Here is a 23449-nt window from a genome sequence, read left to right on the forward strand (position 1 = left end):
ACTGCCCGACGGTGAATGCAATAACCAGGATGAAAATGCAAATGCAACAGTTACAGAGTGTCATTGAGAGCGCGTTTGAGCGCCGTGCCGACATCACGCCGACCAGCGTTGATTCCGCCACCCGCGACGCCGTCGAGCAGGTTATCGCGCTGCTGGACAGCGGCGCCCTGCGCGTAGCCGAAAAGATTGATGGCCAGTGGGTCACGCATCAGTGGCTGAAAAAAGCCGTGCTGCTCTCTTTCCGTATCAATGACAATCAGGTAATCGAAGGCGCTGAAAGCCGTTTTTACGACAAAGTGCCGATGAAATTTGCCGCTTACGATGAAGCGCGCTTTAAAAAAGAAGGTTTCCGCGTGGTGCCGCCAGCGGCCGTTCGTCAGGGCGCTTTTATTGCGCGTAACACCGTTTTGATGCCGTCCTACGTCAACATCGGCGCCTGGGTGGATGAAGGTTCCATGGTTGATACCTGGGCGACCGTGGGCTCCTGTGCGCAGATTGGTAAAAACGTTCACCTTTCCGGCGGCGTCGGTATCGGCGGCGTGCTGGAACCGCTGCAGGCTAACCCGACCATCATCGAAGACAACTGCTTTATCGGCGCGCGCTCTGAAATCGTTGAAGGCGTGATTGTGGAAGAAGGCTCCGTGATTTCCATGGGCGTCTATATTGGTCAGAGCACCAAAATTTACGATCGTGAAACCGGCGAAATCCACTACGGCCGCGTACCGGCGGGTTCGGTGGTGGTTTCCGGTAACCTGCCATCTAAAGATGGTTCCTACAGCCTCTACTGCGCGGTTATCGTGAAGAAAGTCGATGCGAAAACCCGTGGCAAAGTTGGTATCAATGAGCTGCTGCGCACCATTGACGAATAATCCCTGACGCCCTGCCCTGCCCAGGCGGCAGGGCACTTTCCGCTCGCCTTTCCCGCCCCGCTTTAGCATTACCTCCCTTTCCGCCAGGCTATTATTCGCGCCGCTTCGCTTTGTGCGTAAATTAAAGGTGCGTTTATTTTTTATGCGGGCGATAATTCATCACCGCCATTTCTGCGGCGCAATTTCCCGAAAGTCGTCGTTTATGTCTACAGTGATGACAGGCCCTTTTCCTGTTTCCGCAGGATGCCCGTACCGCGTTGAGGGCCGAAATAAGGTGTAACGGAACAGTTGCGACGCCCTAATTTCACGTTCACAGGAAACATCGCCATGTATGACAATTTAAAAAGCCTGGGCATTTCCAATCCGGAAGATATCGATCGTTATAGCCTGCGTCAGGAAGCGAATAACGACATTCTGAAAATTTACTTCCGTAAAGATAAAGGCGAATTTTTTGCTAAAAGCGTTAAATTTAAATATCCGCGCCAGCGCAAAACGGTCGTGGCGGACGGCATCGGCCAGGGTTACAAAGAAGTGCAGGAGATCAGCCCTAACCTGCGCTACGTAATTGATGAGCTGGATCAGATCTGCCAGCGCGATCAGGTGGAGATCGACCTGAAGCGTAAAATTCTGGACGATCTGCGTCATCTGGAAAGCGTGGTCTCCAACAAGATCGCTGAAATCGAATCCGATCTCGATAAGCTGACGCGCAATAGTCGCTAAAAGAATGCAAAGGCCAGAACGTTGGGTCTCGCTACGTTATACGCCGCGCTGCGGCGTATTTTTTATTGCTTTTGTAGTGGCAGGCATCCAGCCTCCGAGCTGCGCGCAACAATAAGCATCAAACAAACGATGCAGGCAATATGCGTTAAAAAATGATTTTGGCTATGGTTAATCCAGTGCCTAACGCCACAAAAAGTGAAGCCACAACCCACTTCGTTTGAGCTGAAATGGCTTTATGCAGTTCAGATTTCACGCCCTCTACATCCTGTCGAGTTGCATAGTTCGATTTTATAACAGCCACATCTACCATGAGAGAGGAAACCTGCTCTTCTAATTTCTTTACTCGCTCTTGCATATCATCTCCTCCGCCAGAAGAACCATTACCCTTTCCGCGATGCTGAGGAAAGCGGCCAATTTCAACATTATCAAATTTTACTTCAGGCATCCTTTCCATCCTTTTCTTCGACCCATTTTAGCACCGGATAGACGGCGAAGTGGCTGGTGAAGCCACAGCTGTTACAGATAAGACGATACTCAAAGCTGTCCAGCGTAAAAGGTGAGCTATCCGTATTCAGCGTCACATACCTGACATAAGTGTAAGCTTTGCTGCCCTCGGCAGAGGCAGCCAATACTGCCGCCTGCGGTATGCTGATATCGTTATTGCCACACATCAGGCATTTCACTACAGGTATTCCACGCTCAAAAAGAAATTCAGAAAGGAGTTCTGGCGTTACTTTCTCAAGGCGCTTTTGCAACTTACAGGCCAAAGCAGCCAGCCTTTGCTTTTCATGTTCATTCTGCATGAGGTAAATCCTTTTACTTTTTTATCAACCTGCCTGTATCAGTTAAAGATTTAAGCGGCGCATTTCAATCATTTGGCCGCTGCCGACAACATAATTATATTCTTTAAGGTTGTTCATCCAGCTGTAGCGCCACATATAGCAGCAGCCGATCGTCAAAGTTCCCCAGATCCAGGCCGGTCAGTTCAGAAATGCGGTTCAGGCGGTACTCCAGCGTATTCCGATGAATAAACAGCGACCGTGCCGTGGCTGAAGGCTGTACGTTATGACTAAACCAGGAAATTAACGTCCGTCGCAACAGCCCGTTATTATCCATCGCCTTCAGCTTCGCCAGCGGACGTGACAGCTCATTAGCCTGCCAGCCGCCGCGCAGGCTATCAAGCAGCACCGGCAGCACTAAATCCTGATAAAAAAAGCTGCGCTGATCGGGCATACGCTGCTTGCCGACGCTCATCGTGGTGCGCGCCGTACGGTAAGAACGAGCGATACTGCCTTCGCCGGTGAAATAGTTGCCCAGCGCAATGCGAATACGCAGATGTCCGCTCTCCTTCATGCGCCCTAACAGCTGCTCAACGCGCCGCTGATGTTCATCCTGATCGTAACGGCCATGCGCATTCAGCGCGGGTTTCAGCACCACCATTTCGGTCAGAGAAACAATGGCGATCAGGTTGTCGCGTTCCGGCATGGTTAACAACGTCTGCAACTGTTGCAGCTCCGCCATCGCGCTATCCACGCCCAGCTGCCCGCTATCCACCTCCACCACCGCTACCACGCGCGGCTGATTAAGATCGATGCCTAACCGCTGCGCCCACGCCATGAGCGCAGGCGAAAGCGTTTCACTACGAATCAGATTCAATACCAGCTCTTCGCGCAGACGGCTGTCCTGCGCCAGCATATGCAGCAAGCGCGCCTGCTCCAGCATCATCTCCGCCGTCATGCACACCAGCTCGCCATACTGGCGCAGCGAAACGGGATCGCCGGTCAGGCCGATGACGCCAACAATTTCCCCGGCAATACGCAGCGGTAAATTAATACCGGGTCGAACGCCGTGCAGATGACGCGCCACCGCCTCGTCAATATCCACCACGCGCGCCTGCGACAACGCCAGCAGCGCGCCTTCGTGCAATTCACCAATACGCTCCCGGTCGCCGCTGCCGATGATCCGGCCGCGTGCATCCATCACGTTGACATTACTGTCGATAATTTTCATCGTGCGCGCCACGATATCCTGGGCCAGACGAGCATCCAGGTGATAATTAGCCATTATGTACTCCAGCCAAAGCCTGAAGCAGCAGCATACGATGGCGACCGCAGCGAAGCATTGTGCAATTGCACGAAGCACCGCGCCGGTTAATAAATTTGCGGGCAATATCACAAAGTAAAAACGGCCCGATGAAGGCATCGTCGGGCCGTTGAACAGTCTGTTGCGACAGCTTTTCCCGCAGGAAAAGCGTTATTGCATTAACAGATAGATATTGCTGTCGCCGCGTTTAATATTTAACGCCAGTACGGACGGCTTGGTATCCAGAATTTTGCGCAGCTCGCCAAGGTTGCTCACCGCCTGTTGGTTAACGCCCAGAATCATATCGTCTTTTTTCAGGCCGATACGCGCTGCAGAACTGCCAGGCTTAACGCTATCCACGCGCACGCCTTTCTGACCATCTACCTCAGAATTGCTCAGACTTGCGCCTTCAATGCCGGTATAGATGTTGGCGGAATCGACATTGCTCTGCGAACTTTGTTGCAGCTCAACCGTGACCGTCAGCGGCTTACCATCGCGCAGCAGGCCCAGCTCCAGCTTAGTGCCCACCGGCAGCGAGCCGACTTCAGCACGCAGCGCGGCAAAGCTGGAGATCTGTTTTTTGTTCAGCGAGGTAATCACATCACCTGCCTTGATACCCGCTTTCGCCGCAGAAGACTTCGGCATCACCTGGCTGACAAAGGCGCCGCGCTGTGCATCCACCTTCATCGCTTTCGCCAGCTCGGAATTTAGTTCGGTACCCATAATGCCCAGCTCGCCGCGTTTCACCTGGCCAAACTCCACCATCTGCGCGGTCAGGTTTTTCACCATATTGCTGGGAATAGCAAAGCCAATGCCGATGTTACCGCCGTCCGGGGCGAGGATCGCGGTATTAATCCCGATCAGTTCACCGTTCAGGTTAACCAGCGCGCCGCCGGAGTTGCCGCGGTTAATCGCCGCATCGGTCTGAATAAAGTTTTCATAGTTTTCCACGTTCAGGCCGCTACGACCCAGCGCGGAAACGATGCCGGAGGTGACGGTTTCGCCCAGTCCGTACGGGTTCCCGATCGCCACCGTATAATCCCCGACGCGCAGGCTGTCAGAGTCGGCCATTTTAATAGCGGTCAGATTTTTAAAATCCTGTAGCTGGATCAGCGCAATATCCGAGCGCGGATCTTTACCAATGACTTTCGCTTCGTAGCGACGTCCGTCGCTGAGCTGCACCTGAATTTTGGTGGCGTTATCCACGACATGGTTATTGGTGACGACATACCCTTTGTCGGCGTTAATCACCACGCCAGAGCCAAGCGCACGGAATTTTTGCTGCGGCGCAGCATTGCCGCCAGGCGCTGCTCCCTGACACAGCGGTGAGTTCAGGAACGGCGAGCCATCCTGACAGAACGGCGAGCTATCGCCAAAGAACTGCTGGAACTGCTGTGGCAGACGCGGCGTTTTCGCCGTGGTGCTGCCTTCAACGTTGATGCTGACGACCGACGGCATCACTTTTTCCAGCATTGGCGCCAGGCTGGGAAGTTGCTGAGTAGAGGAAGAGGCGGTTTCAGCCGCCATCACGTAAGCCGGGGTCATCGCCATTCCCAGGCTAAGGGCTAATGCGCTTAATACAAGAGATGTTTTTTTCATTGTCTGTTACTCGTATTGGTTCAATGAAGCTGACCATCAATTTGGTCGTGTTGATGAGATTAAATTTTTACCGCAAAGTTCATCAGTAACTTTTTGGCAAAAGTAAAAAAATATTCTGCATCTTTACAAAACTCCTTTTATTACTTCACTATTCAACCGCCATTAAACGACGGTATTCATCCCACGCATAAAGATCGGTCATGCCACTAATATAGTCCTGAATCAGGCGCGCGCGATAATAACGTTCCCATAACAGCCGTTGATATTTATGCTCAATTTTCACAGTGCGCATATGCTGTTGATAAGCCCGGCGGTGTTTGCCGGAAAGCTTGTGAAACAGGCGGGTTTCAATGGGATGTCCCGCCAGCACATCTTCTGTCATCAATGTGGTAAAGGCCTCATAATTCAGCTCAAGTAACGGCTGGTAAATCTCCAGCAGCCCTTTTATTACCCGATAGCCCTGTAATTCTAACTGTTCAACTTCCGAATGGTTAAATACGTGACGACGCGCGACAGTTTTAAACAGCGCCAGCAGCCGCCCTTCTTCGCCCTCATCTTCCAGCAGCGCATGATTAAAGTCGCCGTTAAAAATCGCTGGCAGATTATCCACAAATCGATTAACCGCATGGGTCACTAATACATTCTGTACGCTCACGCGCAGCGACATAAAAAATTGATCGCTGCGGCCACGGATTTTCTTACCGTTTGCCTCACGCCAGGCGTAGCCAATGGTGCGGCTAAAGGCATCATTGGGACGCACCGGCCCCCACAGCTTTTCCAGGTAGCCATACAGCGTATCCACGTTAAAGATCGCTTTTTCCACCGCATCATCCAGATCGGCGATGCAGTAGGAAATATCATCAGCCGCCTCCATGATCCAGGTAAGAGGAAACCGATGGTGCTCCTGTAGCTGTGTGGCCGCGCGCAGTTCAGCAATATAGTGACGCTCGGAAAGATAAAAGCCCGGCTTTTTCATCAACGTCGTGAACGGCGCTGGTTTTTCGCCCTGCCACCAGGCGGGGGCGGTATATTTTAAAATACAGGCGACCTGGCTATAGGTTAGATTGAGCTGTAACAGCGTATGCACCAGACGAATCGCCTGCGCATTGCCTTCAAAATGACACAGGTCCTGACGGATAGTGGCATTCAGCGCGCTGAAATCGGCCTGTTGCGCCGCATCGGCGTCGTTGACGCCCGCCACCATTGGGTCCACCAGCTCGGCCGGTAAATTGGCGTCAAACCAGTCATTGATCGCCGCTTCGCCAAAGTGGCCGAAAGGCGGATTGCCGACATCGTGCAGCAGGCAGGCCATTTCCACCAGGCTTTCAAACGCGCCGGATAGCTCCTGCAGGCCATACTTTTCCAGGCCGCCGCGCGTTTTTAAGGTTTCCAGAATCTCTTTGGCGATATAACGCCCGGTCTGCTGTACTTCCAGCGAATGCGTCAGACGCGATCGCACCGCCGCGTTGCGCTCCAGCGGGAAGACCTGCGTTTTCTGCTGCAAACGGCGGATAGCCGCTGAATTAATAATACGCCCACGGTCGCTTTCAAAATGGCGCGTAATCGCGTACTCGCCCTGCGGCGCTTCCCGACTATTCCATGGTCGCTGGAAGCTGATTCGCTGCCGGAAATTAATCTTCTCCATTGATTCCCCTTGTTTCTGCATGAAAACATCTTGCCGTGGGCCTGTGATAGACTATGCAACAGTTCAAACGCTGAATTCCACTTTAATTACATAGCGAGTAACCCTATGAAAGCAGGCATTATTGGTGCAATGGAGCAGGAAGTCACACTGCTGCGCGATAAAATTGAAAACCGTCAGACGATTTCTGTAGCTGGCTGCGAAATTTATACTGGCACCCTGAACGGCGTGGAAGTGGCGCTGTTAAAATCGGGTATCGGCAAAGTTTCCGCCGCGCTGGGCACTGCGTTGCTGCTGGAACGCTGCCGCCCTGACGTTATTATCAATACCGGTTCGGCGGGCGGGCTGGCCTCTTCGCTGAAAGTCGGCGATATCGTGGTTTCCGACGAAGTGCGCTATCACGATGCGGACGTCACTGCCTTCGGCTATGCGCCGGGCCAGATGGCGGGCTGTCCGGCCGCCTTCCCTGCCGATGCGTCACTGATCGCCGCTGCAGAGGCGTGCATTAAGCAGCTGGATCTGCACGCGGTACGCGGCCTGGTGGTCAGCGGCGACGCCTTTATTAACGGCGCTGAACCGCTGGCGCGCATTCGCGCGACTTTCCCGCAGGCGATTGCGGTTGAGATGGAAGCCACGGCCATCGGCCACGTTTGCCATCAGTTCGCGACGCCGTTTGTGGTGATTCGCGCCATTTCCGACGTCGCCGATCAGGCCTCCCACCTGAGTTTTGAAGAGTTCCTGAGCGTCGCCGCTAAGCAATCTTCGCTGCTGGTGGAAACGCTGCTGGGCAAGCTGGCGCGTGGCTAAACGCGCGCTCCTGACGCTGGCGCTCTGGCTGTTTGCCAGCCTGGCGCTGGCCGCCAGCGCGCCGCGCGTGATCACCCTGGCTCCGCATCTTACGGAACTCGCTTTTGCCGCTGGCATCACGCCGGTGGCGGTGAGCGCCTGGTCCGACTATCCGCCTGCGGCGAAATCGCTGGAGCAGGTCGCTAACTGGCAAGGTATTAAGCTGGAACGCATTCTGGCGTTGAAACCGGATCTGGTGCTGGCGTGGCGTGGCGGCTCTCCGCAGCGGCAAATCGACCAGCTGCAGGCGCTGGGCGTACAGGTTATCTGGCTGGATCCCGATTCGATTGCAGGTATCACCGCCGCGCTGCATCAGCTGGCCGCGTGGAGCCCCGCCCCGCAGCAGGCGCACCGTGCCGCAGAACAGCTGGACACGCGCTTTAAGGCGTTACAGCAGCGCTATGCTAAACCCGCGCATCGACGCGTATTCTTACAGTTTGGTCAGCAGCCGCTGTTTACCGCTGCGCGCGCCACATTACAAAACCAGCTGCTGACGCTGTGCGGCGGTGAAAATATCTTTGCCGCCAGCGCCGCGCCCTGGCCGCAGGTCAGCCGCGAGCAGGTGCTGGCGCGCCACCCCGATCTGATTGTTGTCCCTGGCGACAGCATCGCCGCAGCTCAGACTGCCCGCTTCTGGCAGCCGCAGCTTACGGCGCCGGTGGTGGCGATTCCTGAAGACTGGCTCAGTCGCCCTGGCCCGCGCAGCGTGCTGGCGGCAGAAAAACTCTGTCAGGCGCTACAGCCTGAAGCGCATTAACTAAAGATTTCACGATTTATACCGATAGAAGTTTTACCGAGCGGCCCAAAAATAAAGGCCGCCGGTTTTTCTGCGCGCTAAGCGCTTTTTACACCGGGAAACATCATGAAAGCCATTCTCTTTGCCTGCGGGCTATTGATGGCGGGAAGCGCCTGCGCGGCGACTATTTCCGGCAGCATAGACGTCAGGTTAACCATCTATCAGAAATGCCAGGTCGACGGGCAAACGCTCAGCCACAGTCAGCCCGCAATAAACTGCGGTCGGCAGCCATCCGCGCAGCCAAAAGTGACGTTGAGTACGCTACAAAAGGAAGCGAAAATCAGGCGGGAAACACGTTTGATTACCGTGGAATGGTAGGAAAAATCAACGTGCTTTACAGGGCGTAAAGCACGTTCTGCTGTCAGATACTGAAGGAAGAACCACAGCCGCAGGTGGTTTTTGCATTCGGGTTGGTCACGATAAAACGCGAACCTTCCAGGCCTTCGGTATAGTCCACCGCGCCACCCACCAGGTATTGCAGGCTCATCGGATCCACCACCAGCGAAACGCCCGCTTTCTCAATGGTCATATCGCCGTCGTTGATTTTATCATCGAAGGTGAAACCGTACTGGAAACCGCTGCAACCGCCGCCGGTAATATAAACCCGCAGTTTCAGATCAGGATTGTCTTCATCAGCAATCAGGGTTTTCACCTTACTGGCTGCCGCTTCGGTAAATTGCAGCGGCAGTGCTGCTACTTCATCACTCATTGAAACACTCCGCAATTAATCCGGCTGAGGCCAGAAATGGCCGCGCTTGTCAATATTATCCAATAGCATGGTGCAGCAATCAAGTATCGACCCTCGCACTCTGTGCCTTTTCCTGCTCCTGTTGCGCCTGTTGTTTTGCCAGCGTCCTGGCCAGCAGCGAGGAGTAGAGCGGCTTGCCGCCCAAAAACTGCGCCACCAGCGTAGCACCGAGGCAGGTGATAATCATCGGTAAAATAAGCTGATAATTGTCGGTCATTTCCAGCACCAATACGATACCGGTTAACGGCGCACGTACCGAGGCGGCAAACAGCGCGCCCATACCGGCAATGGCAAAGGTGCCGGGATCGAGGGTTAACGTCGGCAGCAGCGTGGCGCTGGCCATGCCGAAGGCGGTACCCAGCAGCGTCCCCAACGCCAGCATCGGCGCAAAGATACCGCCCGGCGCGCCCGAACTGAAACAGAGCAGCGTCGTCACCACGCGCGCAATAAAAATAAACAGCAGCACGCCTACGGTATAGTGACCGGCCGCCGCGATGGGAATCAAACTGAATCCGCCGCCTGCCGCCTCTGGCTCAATCACGGCGAGAATGCCGCACAGGCCGCCAAGCAGCGCGCCGATAATCAGCGCTTTTTTCATCACGCCGCCGTGCAGCCGCTGAAAAAAGTCCTGAGTAATAAAGATCAGCCGGTTAAACAGCACGCCGACAATACCAAACAGCATACCGAGCAGCAGATAGAGCCACAGCGTATTGATCGGCGCGCTGGCCAGCTTGCCGACGGCGATCACCGCATGTTCGCCGTTGAAATAACGAAACACGATGCTCGACATAATGACGCCGATAAATACCGCCTTGATGGAGATCAGGCTGTAGCGGAACTGCAAACGCATCTCTTCGATAATAAATAGAATGCCCGCTAAAGGCGCATTAAACGCGGCAGCAAGACCGGCGGCGGCCCCGGTCGCCAGCAGCGAATGACGCGCTTCGGCGCTGCGCATACGAAACAGATCCAGCACCATGCGTCCGACATTGCCGCCCAGCTGTACTGTGGGCCCTTCCCTTCCCAGCACCATTCCCGCGCCGAGCGTGCCCATGCCGCCGAGGAATTTCACCGGAATAACGCGCCACCAGCGTACCGGGCGCAGCTCTTCCAGCGCCCCTTCGATTTCTGGGATACCGGAGCCGCCAGCTTCCGGCGCGAAGCGACGCACCAGCCAGTAACCAAAGGCGGCCAGGACCGCAGACAATAAAAAGGCCAGCGGAAAAGCCAGCCATACATGATCGCCGGTGCTGGCAACCACGCCCAGGCGCCAGGCCTGCACCGCCGTTACCGCTTTCTCAAAGGCAACCCCAACCAGCCCGGCCAGCGTGCCGACGATACCTGCGACAATTAAAATCGCCACGGGCGTTTTATCACGCCGCAGCAGCATACGCAGGAAATCGGTACGACGCAGGGGAACCACATGCAGTTGTTCGGTGGAGGTGGGTGTTTGGTTCATAACGCTCACATCAGGAAATTAATGAGGTCCGTAATCATACGCCGCACCTGGCGCAGGGGCAAAAAATGTCATCCTGCGTAACCGGTCGCGTTCCGGCACGAGGTTAGCAAGGTGCGGCAAGGTCAGGCTCTTTGTTATCAATCTCTGCGCTGCGCCTTCAACGCACCCCGAAGTTCCCGTAGAATGGCCGGGTTTTCTTTCATTCAGGAGCCGATTCATGAGTAAGTCCGAAAACCTGTATCAACAGGCGCAGCGTTCCATTCCCGGCGGCGTGAACTCGCCGGTACGCGCCTTTACCGGCGTCGGCGGCGTCCCGTTATTTATTGAACGTGCCGATGGCGCCTGGCTGTACGATGCCGACGGCAAAGCCTATATCGATTATGTGGGTTCCTGGGGACCGATGGTGCTGGGCCATAATCACCCGGCGATCCGCAACGCGGTGATTGAAGCAGCCGAGCGCGGTTTAAGCTTTGGCGCGCCCACCGAGATGGAAGTGAAGATGGCAGAGCTGGTATGCGAGCTGGTGCCGTCAATGGAAATGGTGCGCATGGTTAACTCCGGCACCGAAGCCACCATGAGCGCCATTCGCCTGGCGCGCGGCTTCACCCAGCGCGATAAGATCATCAAATTTGAAGGCTGCTATCACGGCCATGCCGACTGCCTGCTGGTAAAAGCGGGTTCCGGCGCGCTCACGCTCGGTCAGCCAAACTCGCCCGGCGTTCCAGCCGATTTCGCGAAGCATACCCTGACCTGCACCTATAACGATCTGGCCTCCGTGCGCGCCGCGTTTGAACAATATCCGCATGAGATCGCCTGTATTATCGTCGAGCCGGTAGCCGGCAATATGAACTGCATTCCGCCACAGCCCGATTTCCTGCCGGGCCTGCGCGCGCTGTGCGACGAGTTTAATGCACTGCTGATTATCGATGAAGTGATGACCGGCTTCCGCGTCGCGCTGGGCGGCGCGCAGGCGCACTATGACGTCACGCCGGACCTGACCTGCCTCGGCAAAATCATCGGCGGCGGGATGCCGGTGGGCGCGTTTGGCGGACGCCGCGACGTGATGGACGCGCTGGCCCCGACCGGACCGGTTTACCAGGCGGGTACGCTCTCCGGCAACCCGATTGCCATGGCGGCCGGTTACGCCTGCCTGACCGCCATCGCGCAGCCCGGCACGCACGCCACGCTCACCGATCTGACCACCCAGCTGGCGCAGGGGCTACGTGCGGCGGCGCAGGCGGAAAATATTCCGCTGGTGGTTAACCACGTCGGCGGCATGTTCGGCCTGTTCTTTACCGATGCGCAGGAAGTGACCTGCTACGACGATGTCACGCGTTGCGATACCGAGCGCTTCAAGCGCTTCTTCCATATGATGCTGGAGGAAGGCGTTTACCTGGCGCCGTCGGCATTTGAGGCGGGCTTTATGTCGCTGGCGCACAGCGCTGAAGATATCCAGCGCACCGTGGATGCGGCGCGTCGCAGCTTTGCGCGTTTGTAAGGGTTTACCCCCCTGCGCAGCAAACGTAAACGGGCGCCCTGCGGCGCCCGTTGTTATTTCACTTTACGCAATAGCCAGACAAAATAAGGCGCGCCGATAAAGGTTGCCAGCAGTCCCGCCGGAATCTGGCTGGGAAACGCCGCCATTCTGCCGCACCAGTCGGCAACCACCATCAGGCCGCCGCCCATCAGTGCCGCAACCACCATCTGCGGCAGTGCCCTGCGAAATCCCATCATCCGTGCGATATGCGGCGCCATCAGGCCAATAAAGCTTAATGGTCCAATCGTCAGGGTTGCGGCAGCGGTCAGCGCGGCCGCCAGCAGCAACAGACTAAGACGTGCCGGTATCAGCGCTACGCCAATCGAACGCGCCGTGGCGCTACCCAGCGGCAAAATCGTCAGCCAGCGGCTGGCCAGCGGCGCAATCGCCACCAGCACCACCGCCACCGCCAGGGTGCGCAGCGCCTGCGGCGCATCCACGCCGTAGGTCGAACCAGAAACCCAGCTTAGCAGCTGCCCCATGCGCGGATCGCCGCTGGCTAACAGCATCGCCAGCAAAGTCGTAAAGGCGGTACTGAACGCGACCCCAGCCAGCAGCATACGCTCCGGTGAAAAGCCGCCGCGCGCGGCGATCAGCATAATCAGCAGCAGCGTCACCGCCGCGCCGAGGCTACCGGCAGGCAGCAGCCAGGCAAACGCGTCGCCCGGCACCAGAAACAGCATCAGCACCACGCCGCAGGCGGCACCAGAGCTAATGCCCAACACTTCCGGGCTGGCCATCGGATTGCCGGTCAGGCGCTGTATCAAACTGCCCGCCACGCCAAGCATCACGCCCGCCGCCAGCGCGGCAAACATGCGCGGCGCGCGCCACGGCTGCAGTTGATGCCAGAGATCGCCGCTCGCCCACTGCCAGCCGTGCGCATCGCGCCCCAGCGACAGCGCGGTAACCGCCAGCAGCAACAGTACGCCAAGCGCCGCCAGCGACCACAGCAACACATGCTGGCGCTCTGCCGGGACGCGATCGCCCAGGCTTTGCGGCGGCGGTACCGCGCCGGTGCGCAGACGCGGCAGCAGCCACAGTAAAATCGGCGCGCCAACCAGCGCCGTCAGGGTGCCGGTTGACACGTCAAGCCAGTTATCGCTCAGCCAAATTACACATTGATCCGCCAGCCAAAGCAGCAATGCGCCCAGCAGCGGAGCCAGCAACATGCGGCTCACCAGACGGCGTGCGCCAAGCAGTTTCGCCATCAGCGGTGAAAACAAAGCGATAAAGGCGACAATTCCCACGGCGTTCACCAACATGCCGCTCAGGAGAATACCCAACCCCAGCGCCGCCAGCCGCACCAGCGACAGCGCCATGCCCAGGTTTTTGGCTACGCCGTCATCCAGGCCCAACACTGTCAGCGGTCGCCGCAGCAGCAGCGCTAACACAAAGCCCAGCGCCAGACGCGGCAGAAGAAAGGTGACGTTGCTCCAGTCCTGCTGGTTTAATGAGCCGGTGCTCCACAAGAAGATGTTCTGTAGCTGATCGTGATTGAAAATGGCGAAGATCTGATTCACCGCGCCGCAATAGAGACTCATTACCAGTCCGGAGAGAATCAGCGTCACCGGCGACAGTCGTTTGCCCCAGGCGATGCCGAACACCAGCAGACCGATAATCACCGCGCCCGCCATCGCCGCGATCTGCTGTGTGAACATCCCGCCCGGCAATGCCCACAGCGTCGCAACCGTGATGCCCAACTGCGCGCCGCTGGCAACGCCAAGCGTGGTCGGCTCCGCCAGCGGATTGCGCAATACCTGCTGGAAAAGCACGCCGACCAGCCCCAGTCCCGCACCGGCCAGCAGCGCCACGGCCAGGCGCGGCAGCAGGCTAAAGTGAAACACCATCTGATCGATATTACCGCGATCCGGCTGCAGTAACGCGTTCAGCCACTGCTGCTGCGGCAGATGATGGGTAAAGTTCAGGCCGGTTAATGCCAGCGCGCCAAGAAACAGCGCGCTAATCAGCATGATCGGAAAAGCGTAACGTCTGCGCATCATGCCTCCAGTGCGTTATCAAGAACATGGCAAAACTGTATCGCAGAGAGCGTCGCGCCATAGAACCAGACGGTGGGCACGCGGGTAAAGCGCTGCTGACGCACAAACGGCAGCGACTGCCAAAGTTCGGTTGTTTCGATCTGCTGCATCAGCCTTTCGTCACCGTGGCTCAGACAAAGCACATCTGCATCATGGATAGCCGCCAGACGCTCAATGCCGATTATCGCGCTGCCCCAGAAGCTCGTTTCGCCCTGCCAGGCATTTTCCAGCCCCAGCAATTGCATCACCTCTAAAAACAGGCTGTTTTTACCAAACACAATGGCGTGGCCTTTATCAATTAGCGACATCAGCAGCAGCGGCTTCTTCGCGCGCGGTGCGAGGCGCGCGCGCGTATCGGCAATTAAGCTATCAAACATCTCAAGATGCGCCTGCGCCTGCGGCACTTTATCGATGCGCTGCGCCAGTTGGGTCAACGACTGACGTGCCGTCGTCAACGGTTTGCCTTCACCACTGTTAAAAGCGAATCCCTGACTGGGGGCGATACGCGCTAATCGCTCCGGCGAAGGGCCATAGCCGCTGGAGTAGAGGATCAGAGAGGGTTTAAGCTGCGTCAGCAGTTCGAGGTTGGGTTCGGTGCGTAGGCCAACGTCAATCACGCTGGCGGGCAGTTCAGGCTTGCTGACCCAGTCGCGATAGTTAAAAAGCTCAGCGGCACCCAGCGGCACGACGCCCAGCGCCATCATTAATTCGAGGGGCAACCATTCAAGGGCGATAATTCGCTGCGCATCGATGGTTTCGGCCCGCAGCGTTTGCTGCCAAAGCAGCGGAGAGAGCGCCATAGCGGCAAGCAGGCGACGACGTGTTATTGGCAACATAGCCACATCCTTGTCTCAGTAAACGAAGCTGACCGGCGCGCCGCCTTGCGGGTGCGGCAGAATGCCCATGGGAATGTTATAGATCCGCTCCAGCACCTCGCTGTGCATGATCTCTGCCGGTGCGCCTTGCGCGATCATCTCGCCGCCGCGTAGCGCGACCAGGGAATCGCAGTAGCGCGCCGCCATATTAATATCATGCAGCACGGCGATAACCGTCAGCCCACGCTGCTGGCTAAGACGCTGAATCAGCGCCAGCACCTCAACCTGATGGGCGATATCCAGCGCCGACGTCGGCTCATCCAGCAGCAGGCAGCGGCTGTTCTGCGCCACCAGCATCGCCAACCAGGCGCGCTGACGTTCGCCGCCGGAGAGGCTATCCACCAGCCGCTGCGCGAACGGTTTCAGCCCTACCAGCGCAATCGCCTCTTCCACGCGCTGACGATCTTCTTCGCCATAGCGGCCCAGCGCACCGTGCCACGGATAGCGCCCTACCGCCACCAGTTCGCGTACCGTCATGCCTTCCGCCGCGGGCAGATGCTGCGGTAAATAGGCGACCTGGCGGGCGAAGGCTTTGCTGTTCCATTCATCCAGCGGTTTATCATTTAGCAGCACGCGCCCTTCGCTGGCGGACTGATGGCGACCTAACATCTTCAGCAGGGTCGATTTGCCGGAGCCGTTATGACCGATAAGGCCGGTGACTTTACCGCTGGGGAAGGTAAGCGAGAGAGGATGCAGCAGCGTACGTCCGGGCACGCGAAAACTGACATGATCAAGCGTGAAGGTGGTTTCCTGTGACAGCTGATGTGACATGATTATCTTCAACGGTGGCGGGCGCGACTAAGGCCGCGCCCGGGTGAATGGAGTGATTTAGAAACGGAAGGTTGCGGTACCGACAATTTGGCGATCCGCGCCCCAGTAGCAGGCATGTTCGCGATAGCAGCTGGCGACATATTCCCGATCGAACAGGTTGTTGATATTGACGCCAACGGACGATCCCGGCAGGCCAAAGCGGGTCAGGTCATATTTAACCGCCGCATCAACCGTGGTATAGCTCGCTACCTTAAAGTTTTCGTTTCTCTTGTCGCCGTTAACTGCGAGATCGCGGTAAAGTCCCTTGCTCTCGCCGGTATAACGCACGCCTGCGCCGAGGGTTAAACCAGAAAGCGCCGTTTCGTTAAAGGTATAGTCGGCCCACAGGGAGGCCATCTGTTTCGGCGCCTGCACCGGTGTACGGCCTTTAAGCTGCGTATCATGCGTATATTCTGCGTCATTATAGGTATAGGACGCCGTCATATTGACGTTAGCGTTCAGCGCCGCTTTCGCTTCCAGCTCAAAACCACGCGAGCGAATTTCGCCGCCTTGGATGCTCCAGACCGTATTGTTCGGATCGGCTACCAGGTTTTTAGTTTTGGTCAGCTGATAGACCGCCCCCGTTACCGTCAGCGGGCGATCTTTCGGCACATATTTCACCCCGGCTTCATACTGTTTAGCGCGCGATGCGTCGAAAGGTTCGCCAGCGGCGGTGGTGCCGCTTGTCGGCAGGAACGACTCGCTATAGCTAAAGTAAGGCGCAACGCCGTTATCAAACAGATAGTTGACGCCGCCACGCCAGGTGAAGGCCTGATCGTGTTTTTCTACCGTAGTATTACCAGCGCGATCGTTGGCGGAGGTTTTAGCAAAATCGTAGCGTCCGCCTAAGGTTAATACCCAGCGGTTCCACTCCATCTGATCCTGCGTATAAAGGCCGGTTTGCTCCTGGCGGTTCAGATAGTTATAAGGATTAGCATAAGGCGACCAGCTGTTGTCGCTGTGATCGGGATTGAGGGCGTTAATCGGGCTGGCAGAGCCAAACTGCGCATCAATATCGTTACGGGTACGCTGGTAATCCACCCCGGCCAGCCAGGTATGGCTGACGTCGCCGGTGGCGAATTTGGCCTGCGCCTGCGTATCCACGGCAAAGGTGGTCAAATGCTCTTTTGAGAACGCCGCGCCGCGTTGGATATAGTTCGTTGCGGGGTCAAGGCCGTCGCCGTAAAGGCTGCGGTAGTCAGTATGCAAATCGGCATAACGCAGGTTTTGACGCACCGTCCAGGTATCATTGAAACCATGCTCGAAGTTGTAGCCGACCATTTTGGTATTGCGCGAAATTTTATTGCCGCTTCCGCCTTCGTCAAAGTTAGTAGGCAGCTTATGCTCATTACCGTTGGCATCAACAATCGGCACAACGGTGCCCTGACGCGGCAGCCAGCCGTAATAGCCAGTCTCCGGCTCATTCTGGAACAGGGTGATTAAGTCGAAGCGGGTTTGATTATCGGGACGCCAGCTAAAGGAAGGCGCGATAGTATAACGCTTTTCTTTATTCAACTCCTGCTGCGCATCCTGGCTGCGTGCCAGGCCGGTCAGGCGATAGCTGTAAACGCCGTTATCATCCAGTGAATCGGAAAAATCGAACCCGGTCGCGAACAGGTTGTCGCTGCCCATTCTGAACTGCACTTCACGCAGCGGTTCTACAGTGGGTCGCTTGCTGACCATGGCGACAACGCCGCCCGGATTGCTTTTGCCATAAAGAACGGAAACCGGACCGCGTAACAGCTCCGCGCGCTCCAGGAAATAGGGATCGATGGCGAACTCAGAATAGTTGTCGCCCTGTAATTTCAATCCATCGAGATACTGGTTGGTGTTGGTTTCGCTAAAACCGCGAATCGACAGCGCGTCAATGACGTCAGAGCTGCCACGGTTATTGGTCAAAACGCCAGGCGCGTAATTGAAGGCACCTTTAACGGACGTGACGCCGTGCATTTCCATTTCCTGCTGCGTCACCACCGAAATCGACTGCGGATTCTTTTCAATCGGCGTATCGGTTTTGGTGCCGGTTGCGCTGTGCTTCGCGGCGATGGTGGGTGCCGGCCCCCAGGCGCTTTCCTGCGGCACATCGGCAGACGCATCAACCACCAGCGTCTCTTCTGCCGCAAAAGAAGCGCTTCCACCCATCAGGGTTAACGCCACCAGCACCGCCAGCGGACGCTTTACTAAGCCCGTTGCAACGGATGCAGCAAAAATTTTACTACGCGCATTTGCCATTATGTTTTCTCTGAGTGGAATATAGGAAATCGATGAAAACGAAACGCAAACGATAATTATTCGTATGCTTATTGTTGTGGTTGGATAATATGCGAAACAAAGTCAGATCTGCAAGCGGTAATGCGCGCGTGCAAAGGCGATACCGACCAGCTTTAGAACGGTCGTTTGATGACTATGCGAGAGATCAAAAAACGGGCGCATCCTGTGCGCCCGTTGCAATCTATCCCGCTTTGCGGTTTGTCCTGTGGTTATTACGTATGCACGAAGGTAAGACGGCTCAGGTTGATGCTTTGCCGCCTTGAGCTTTATTACCGGTCCGTTTTGCTGGTACGGAACACCGATATTACTTCACGCAAGGTTCTTGCGCGCTCAGCCAGCGAGCCGGAGGCCGCCGCCGATTGCTCGACCAGCGCGGCGTTCTGCTGCGTTGAGCTGTCCATTTGATTAACCGCGATGCTGATTTGCGAAATCCCGGCGCTTTGCTCAACAGAAGAAGAGGAAATATCTTTCACCAGCTGCGCGGTCTGTTCGATAGAGGTGACGCTCTGATTCACTTTCTTCCTGGCATCCTGCACCATATTAATGCCCTGCATGGAATGCACCACCGACTGTTCGATCAGCTGTTTAATTTCGCGTGCCGCCGTGGCGGAACGCTGCGCCAGCGCCCGCACTTCAGCGGCCACCACGGCAAACCCTTTGCCATGTTCGCCTGCACGTGCCGCTTCCACCGCCGCATTCAGCGCCAGAATATTGGTCTGGAAAGAGATGCCATCAATCACCCCAATAATTTCCTGAATCTGCCCGGCGCTGTTGTTGATCTGCTCCATAGAGGCTTTAACCGACTCCATCGCTTCGCCGCCGCTTAATGCGGCTGCGGTCGCCTCCTGCGCCATTTCAGCAGCATGACGCGTGTTATCGGCATTCTGCCCAATAATTGAGTTCAGCTGTTCCATGCTGGCCGCGGTTTCGGCAAGAGAGGCTGCCTGGCTTTCCGTCCGCCCGGAAAGGTTCTGGTTGCCGCTGGCGATCTCTTCAGAAGATCGGGCGATAACATCTGAACTTTCCTGAATAGAAAAAACCAGGCTCGACAGACGATGGGTCATTTCACTTAATGAACGCAGCAGGGAAGCCGTTTCATTATTTCCTTCAACCTGAATCGAGTGGGTTAAATCACCGCTGGCAACCTTCTGAGCAATGCTGGTCGCCTCATTAAGCGGTCGGGTCACCGTTTTCACAATAAAGATGGTAAAGATCACCATCAACAGCGCCAGTACAATCAGCGAAGACAATAACCATACCTGGGAAAAACGTTTGTCTCCCGCCTGCTCTTCCAGCAGTTGCGAAAGTTCGTCTGCTGCGGTATTTGCCAGCCTTTCATATTTATTTAAAACGGTATTAAAGCGTTGCTTATAGTCACTTTCGCTGAGTTTAATCGCCTTGCGATGAGTAAATATATTATCTGCAACCTCCAGCGCCGCCGTTGTCTCTTTCCAAACTTGTTCAACCGGCTGAGCCAGTTTTATTTTTAATTTATCGTTCAGAACAAAAGCTTTATCAAAATATTTATGAAATACATCCAGCGATCTTTTTGCCTGTTCTATATGGTAAGTAATACGGACATAGTCCGCCTCTTTCTTCACATTATTGGTGGCTAAAAACTCTGCCCCGCTGCCCCGTACCTGCGCCAGAGCGGTCATCATTTCCGGCACCCGGGTAAAGGTACTCAGCATAAGCTGATAACTATCCAAATCCGCATCCAGCGACAGCTGGAAGAAATCAAGCACATCCACCGTGACATCCAGCAAGGAAGCCAATAGATGTTCATGGCTTAAGTTATTTTCCGCCAGGGTAAATTCCGCATCGTTCAAATTGCGCTTCAGCTCAGTCCATAAACTTATTGTGCTCTGCATTTTCTTTAGCGCAAATTTGGCTTTAATGCTGGTCAGCGTATTAAGCAGAGCGCTCTGTAACTTCTCTGTTTCGCTGATGGTGGCTGTCAGGGCTAACGAGGTGCTTTTTTGCTGAGAGATAACCGCATGACTTTCATTCCAGTGGCGCTGATAGAGATTGAGCAAGGTTAATAACTCTTTTTCCACCACCACGCCTTTAATTTCATGATGCTTTACTTCAATAGACTCATTACCCTGATTAAGTAATAAAGCGGTGGGTAAAACGAAAAGCACCAGGGCGAAAATGCCCAGCATCCCTAACTTTGCCGATAAATTCATATTTTTTAATAAATTGCCCACAGTAAATTCCTTTTCATTAAGAAAGGCAGATGCCTTCCGCTTCTGCTGGCCAAGAACTATAACTTTAATTAAATAACATTAAGCGATATGGAAATTTCTGAAAATAAACTGGTAAAAGAAAAGAATCAATAACGGAGATAATGCTTCCGCCTTTAACGGAACAGTTATTGCCCGAAGAAAATAACACAGCCATTTATCATAAATCAATCGAGAAACAATCGCTTTATTTGTATAAAAGCCAACAAAAAAAGTTCTTAAGCAGGCTGGATTTCTTAAATCAAACCTAAGGCATTGTCTGAACGCGTGACGATATTAACCGCTCGTGGACGCCGGGAAAAATGAGCCATAAAAAAACGGGCGCTCCCGCAGGAACGCCCGTTCTGTTTGCTCAGCAATGCTGTTTAATTACCGCCAAACATATCTTTAATCCAACCGGCAACGCCATCGCTATCCTGCTTTTGCTGCGGTTGCTGTTGCTGTTGTTGTTGTTGCTGATCCATTTGCTGCTGCATCTGTTGCTGCTGCAATTGCTGCTGTTGCATCTGCTGTTGGCAAAGTGCAGTAGCATCAGTGCTCCAAACCGGCAGCGTACGCCAGTTGCTACCGGCGTCACAGACAAAGTTGCCATCAGCGTCAACGGCCATCGAAGCGATATCTTCCGGCGGCGTCAGCACCAGCGGCATCGGCGCCTGGTTATCCAGATAGCGACGATAGAGCTGCATCGCGCCAGAAGAACCATAAAGCTTCGTTGGCTGGTTATTGTCGCGTCCTACCCAGGTGATCGCCACTTCTTTGCCATCCACACCGGCAAACCAGCTATCAACCTGGTTATTAGTGGTACCGGTTTTCCCGGCGAGATGCGCATTTGGATAGCGGGCGCCCAGCGCGTGCGCAGTACCACGCGCCGCCACCTGCTGCATGGTATACAGCGTCAGATAGGCGGCCTGCGCCGGTTCAACGCGCTCCGCCTGCGGGAAGCTTTGATAAAGTACGCTGCCATCTTCGGCAATCACCGAGCGTACCGCGGAGAGCAGCGCGCGGTTACCGCCGCTGGCGATCGACTGAAACGCCTGCGCAACCTCAATCGGCGTCAGGTTCAGCGCGCCCAGCAGCATAGCTGGCACCGGATGCAGCTGATCTTTCGGCAGCCCCAGTTTGACCCAGGTATTCACCACGCTATCCAGCCCCAGCGTCATCCCCAGGTTTACCGTCGGCACGTTCATCGAGTGCGTCAGCGCATCCACCAGCATCACTTTACCGCTGAAGCGGCGGTCATCATTCTGCGGTTTCCATACCTGGCCGTTGGGCTGTTTAAGCGCAATCGGCTCATCGGCGATCCAGGTATTCAGACGGTAGGTATCCGGTTGCGACAGCGCCGTCAAATAGGTTGCTGGTTTAGCCAGCGAGCCGATTGAACGACGCGCCTGCATAGCGCGGTTATAGCCAGCAAACTGCGGATCCGCCCCGCCGACCATCGCCCGCACTTCGCCGCTAAAGCGATCGACAATCACCATCGCGGTTTCCAGATCTTTCAGGCCGCGCTGTTTTTTCAGCGCCGGAATGCCCTCTTCCACCGCTTTTTCCGCCGCGTCCTGCGACACCGGATCGAGCGTGGTGAAAATTTTCACGCCGGAGAGATCTTTTACCTTATCGCCCAGCTTAGCATGCAGCTCGTCGCGCACCATCTGCATAAAGGCGGGCTGCGGTGTGATGACGCCGCCTTTTGGCTGCACGCCAAGCGGTCGGGCGCTGAGCATGTCATACAGTTCCTGATCGATCACCTTCTGCTGTTGCAGCAGACGCAGCACCAGATTACGCCGCTCCAGCGCCAGCTTCGGATTACGCCACGGGTTATACAGCGATGCGCCTTTCACCATGCCCACCAGCAGCGCCTGCTGATCAAGGCTCAGCTCATCAACCGGACGGCCAAAGTAATAGAGGCTGGCCAGCGGGAAGCCGCGAATCTGATCGTTACCGGCCTGACCGAGATAGACCTCGTTCAGATAGAGTTCCAGGATGCGATCTTTGCTGTAACGCGCATCCATAATCAGCGCCATATAGGCTTCATTGGCTTTACGCCACAGGGAGCGTTTGTTGGTGAGGAACAGGTTCTTCACCAGCTGCTGGGTCAGCGTACTGCCGCCCTGCACGGCCCGTCCGGCGGTGATATTCGCCAGGAACGCACGCCCGATGGAATAAAAACTGATGCCGTCATGCTCATAGAAATGGCGGTCTTCGGTGGCGATCAGCGTATCGACCAGCAAATCGGGAAAACCGGCGCGCGGCACAAACAGGCGCTGCTCGCCGTTAGGCGATTGCAGCATGGTAATCAGGCGCGGATCGAGCCGGAAGAAGCCGAAGTCGCGTCCGCTATCAAGGTTTTTAATTTCGCTCAGCGAATCGTTGCTGAACATCAGCCGCGCGCGGATTTGCCCCTCTTTACTGTCGGGGAAATCAAACGGACGGCGGATCATTTCGATGCTGTTGCCCTGCACGGTAAATTCACCGGGCCGCGTCATGCGCGTAACCTGGCGATACTGCGTCCCTTCCAGCAGCGCGATCATCTCTTTTTTATTAAAAGCCATGCCCGGCTCAAGGTTGACCATGCGACCATAAACCGCCGCTGGCAACTGCCAGACTTTGCCATCGATACGGCTGCGGATTTGTGAATCGAGGTAAACGCCATAGGCCACCATCACCACAACAAAAATGATAAACAGCTTAATGAACCATCCCAGCCATTTTCTTTTTTTGCTGCGCGCTGGCCGCCCTTTTCCTTTACGTGGCACCGCTCTTTCCTCCTGGTCACCCTGCTGTTCGTCGTTATATTCTTCCCGGCGCCGTCCCGGTCCACCCGATTGACGCGGCGGCTTCGGCTGTTTCCCTTTGCGCCCGATAGGTTCGCGATCGTTCCCAGACATTTATTTCGTTTCTCCAGGTTTTTGGCCG

At 55.6% G+C, this 23449-nt stretch carries 19 protein-coding genes; 6 read left to right on the plus strand and 13 right to left on the minus strand.

Translation table 11 applies throughout. The features are described from left to right. Positions 1–41: 41 nt before the first annotated feature. Positions 42–869 carry a 2,3,4,5-tetrahydropyridine-2,6-dicarboxylate N-succinyltransferase gene (gene dapD / locus J2X14_RS07790; RefSeq protein WP_352410659.1) on the plus strand — a complete coding sequence of 276 codons (828 nt, stop codon included), beginning with the start codon at positions 42–44 and terminating at the stop codon, positions 867–869. A 327-nt stretch (positions 870–1196) separates the two neighbouring features. Continuing rightward, positions 1197–1589: a DUF3461 family protein gene (locus J2X14_RS07795; protein WP_352410660.1), complete on the plus strand. Its 393-nt coding sequence runs from the start codon at positions 1197–1199 to the stop codon at positions 1587–1589. 145 nt (positions 1590–1734) lie between these two features. Here J2X14_RS07795 and J2X14_RS07800 read toward each other — a convergent pair whose 3' ends face one another. The 5 genes from J2X14_RS07800 to dgt all read right to left on the minus strand — a co-directional run bounded on the left by J2X14_RS07800 (position 1735) and on the right by dgt (position 6915). After that, complete coding sequence (locus tag J2X14_RS07800; RefSeq protein ID WP_352410661.1) at positions 1735–2034, minus strand: hemolysin XhlA; 300 nt, start codon at positions 2032–2034, stop codon at positions 1735–1737. Further along, positions 2027–2392, minus strand: coding sequence for a hypothetical protein (locus J2X14_RS07805; protein ID WP_352410662.1), 366 nt, complete (start codon positions 2390–2392; stop codon positions 2027–2029). Before J2X14_RS07805 ends, J2X14_RS07800 begins: the two co-directional genes overlap by 8 nt. A 103-nt stretch (positions 2393–2495) precedes the next feature. Next, positions 2496–3653 carry a CdaR family transcriptional regulator gene (locus tag J2X14_RS07810; RefSeq protein WP_352410663.1) on the minus strand — a complete coding sequence of 386 codons (1158 nt, stop codon included), beginning with the start codon at positions 3651–3653 and terminating at the stop codon, positions 2496–2498. A gap of 189 nt (positions 3654–3842) precedes the next feature. Then, positions 3843–5270 carry a serine endoprotease DegP gene (gene degP, locus J2X14_RS07815; protein ID WP_352410664.1) on the minus strand — a complete coding sequence of 476 codons (1428 nt, stop codon included), beginning with the start codon at positions 5268–5270 and terminating at the stop codon, positions 3843–3845. A gap of 148 nt (positions 5271–5418) precedes the next feature. After that, on the minus strand, positions 5419–6915 hold the full coding sequence (dgt, locus tag J2X14_RS07820; RefSeq protein ID WP_352410665.1) for a dGTPase: 1497 nt from the start codon (positions 6913–6915) through the stop codon (positions 5419–5421). Positions 6916–7020: 105 nt separating this feature from the next. Between dgt and mtnN the strand changes: the two genes are divergently transcribed. The 3 genes from mtnN to J2X14_RS07835 all read left to right on the plus strand — a co-directional run bounded on the left by mtnN (position 7021) and on the right by J2X14_RS07835 (position 8872). Then, complete coding sequence (gene mtnN / locus J2X14_RS07825; RefSeq protein WP_352410666.1) at positions 7021–7719, plus strand: 5'-methylthioadenosine/S-adenosylhomocysteine nucleosidase; 699 nt, start codon at positions 7021–7023, stop codon at positions 7717–7719. After that, positions 7712–8515 carry a vitamin B12 ABC transporter substrate-binding protein BtuF gene (gene btuF, locus J2X14_RS07830; RefSeq protein ID WP_352410667.1) on the plus strand — a complete coding sequence of 268 codons (804 nt, stop codon included), beginning with the start codon at positions 7712–7714 and terminating at the stop codon, positions 8513–8515. The genes mtnN and btuF overlap by 8 nt, the downstream gene beginning before the upstream one ends. A gap of 105 nt (positions 8516–8620) precedes the next feature. Continuing rightward, the gene (locus J2X14_RS07835) at positions 8621–8872 is read left to right on the plus strand and encodes a hypothetical protein (protein ID WP_352410668.1); all 252 of its coding nucleotides are present in this window, start codon (positions 8621–8623) and stop codon (positions 8870–8872) included. Between the two features lie 43 nt (positions 8873–8915). On the opposite strand, the gene erpA is transcribed toward J2X14_RS07835, so the two are convergent. Together erpA and clcA are read right to left on the minus strand one after the other, a co-directional pair. Further along, positions 8916–9263: an iron-sulfur cluster insertion protein ErpA gene (gene erpA, locus J2X14_RS07840; RefSeq protein WP_352410669.1), complete on the minus strand. Its 348-nt coding sequence runs from the start codon at positions 9261–9263 to the stop codon at positions 8916–8918. Positions 9264–9342: 79 nt separating this feature from the next. After that, on the minus strand, positions 9343–10761 hold the full coding sequence (gene clcA, locus J2X14_RS07845; RefSeq protein ID WP_352410670.1) for a H(+)/Cl(-) exchange transporter ClcA: 1419 nt from the start codon (positions 10759–10761) through the stop codon (positions 9343–9345). Between the two features lie 217 nt (positions 10762–10978). Between clcA and hemL the strand changes: the two genes are divergently transcribed. Continuing rightward, a complete protein-coding gene (gene hemL, locus J2X14_RS07850) occupies positions 10979–12259 on the plus strand; it encodes a glutamate-1-semialdehyde 2,1-aminomutase (RefSeq protein WP_352410671.1) in 1281 nt (426 codons plus the stop codon). Between the two features lie 53 nt (positions 12260–12312). Here the strand turns inward: hemL and fhuB are convergent, their stop codons facing one another. The 6 genes from fhuB to mrcB all read right to left on the minus strand — a co-directional run bounded on the left by fhuB (position 12313) and on the right by mrcB (position 23421). Further along, positions 12313–14295, minus strand: coding sequence for a Fe(3+)-hydroxamate ABC transporter permease FhuB (gene fhuB, locus J2X14_RS07855; RefSeq protein ID WP_352411068.1), 1983 nt, complete (start codon positions 14293–14295; stop codon positions 12313–12315). Beyond that, a complete protein-coding gene (fhuD, locus tag J2X14_RS07860; protein ID WP_352410672.1) occupies positions 14295–15170 on the minus strand; it encodes a Fe(3+)-hydroxamate ABC transporter substrate-binding protein FhuD in 876 nt (291 codons plus the stop codon). Before fhuD ends, fhuB begins: the two co-directional genes overlap by 1 nt. 15 nt (positions 15171–15185) lie before the next feature. Then, entirely contained in the window at positions 15186–15980 is a 795-nt protein-coding gene (gene fhuC, locus J2X14_RS07865) for a Fe3+-hydroxamate ABC transporter ATP-binding protein FhuC (RefSeq protein ID WP_352410673.1), read from the minus strand. A gap of 57 nt (positions 15981–16037) precedes the next feature. Further along, positions 16038–18251: a ferrichrome porin FhuA gene (fhuA, locus tag J2X14_RS07870; protein ID WP_352410674.1), complete on the minus strand. Its 2214-nt coding sequence runs from the start codon at positions 18249–18251 to the stop codon at positions 16038–16040. Positions 18252–18559: 308 nt separating this feature from the next. Then, a complete protein-coding gene (locus tag J2X14_RS07875) occupies positions 18560–20500 on the minus strand; it encodes a methyl-accepting chemotaxis protein (RefSeq protein ID WP_352410675.1) in 1941 nt (646 codons plus the stop codon). Positions 20501–20901: 401 nt separating this feature from the next. After that, entirely contained in the window at positions 20902–23421 is a 2520-nt protein-coding gene (gene mrcB, locus J2X14_RS07880; RefSeq protein ID WP_352410676.1) for a bifunctional glycosyl transferase/transpeptidase, read from the minus strand. Between the last annotated feature and the right edge of the window lie 28 nt (positions 23422–23449).

The organism is Mixta sp. BE291 (assembly GCF_031457955.1).
Taxonomy (GTDB): Bacteria; Pseudomonadota; Gammaproteobacteria; order Enterobacterales; family Enterobacteriaceae; genus Mixta.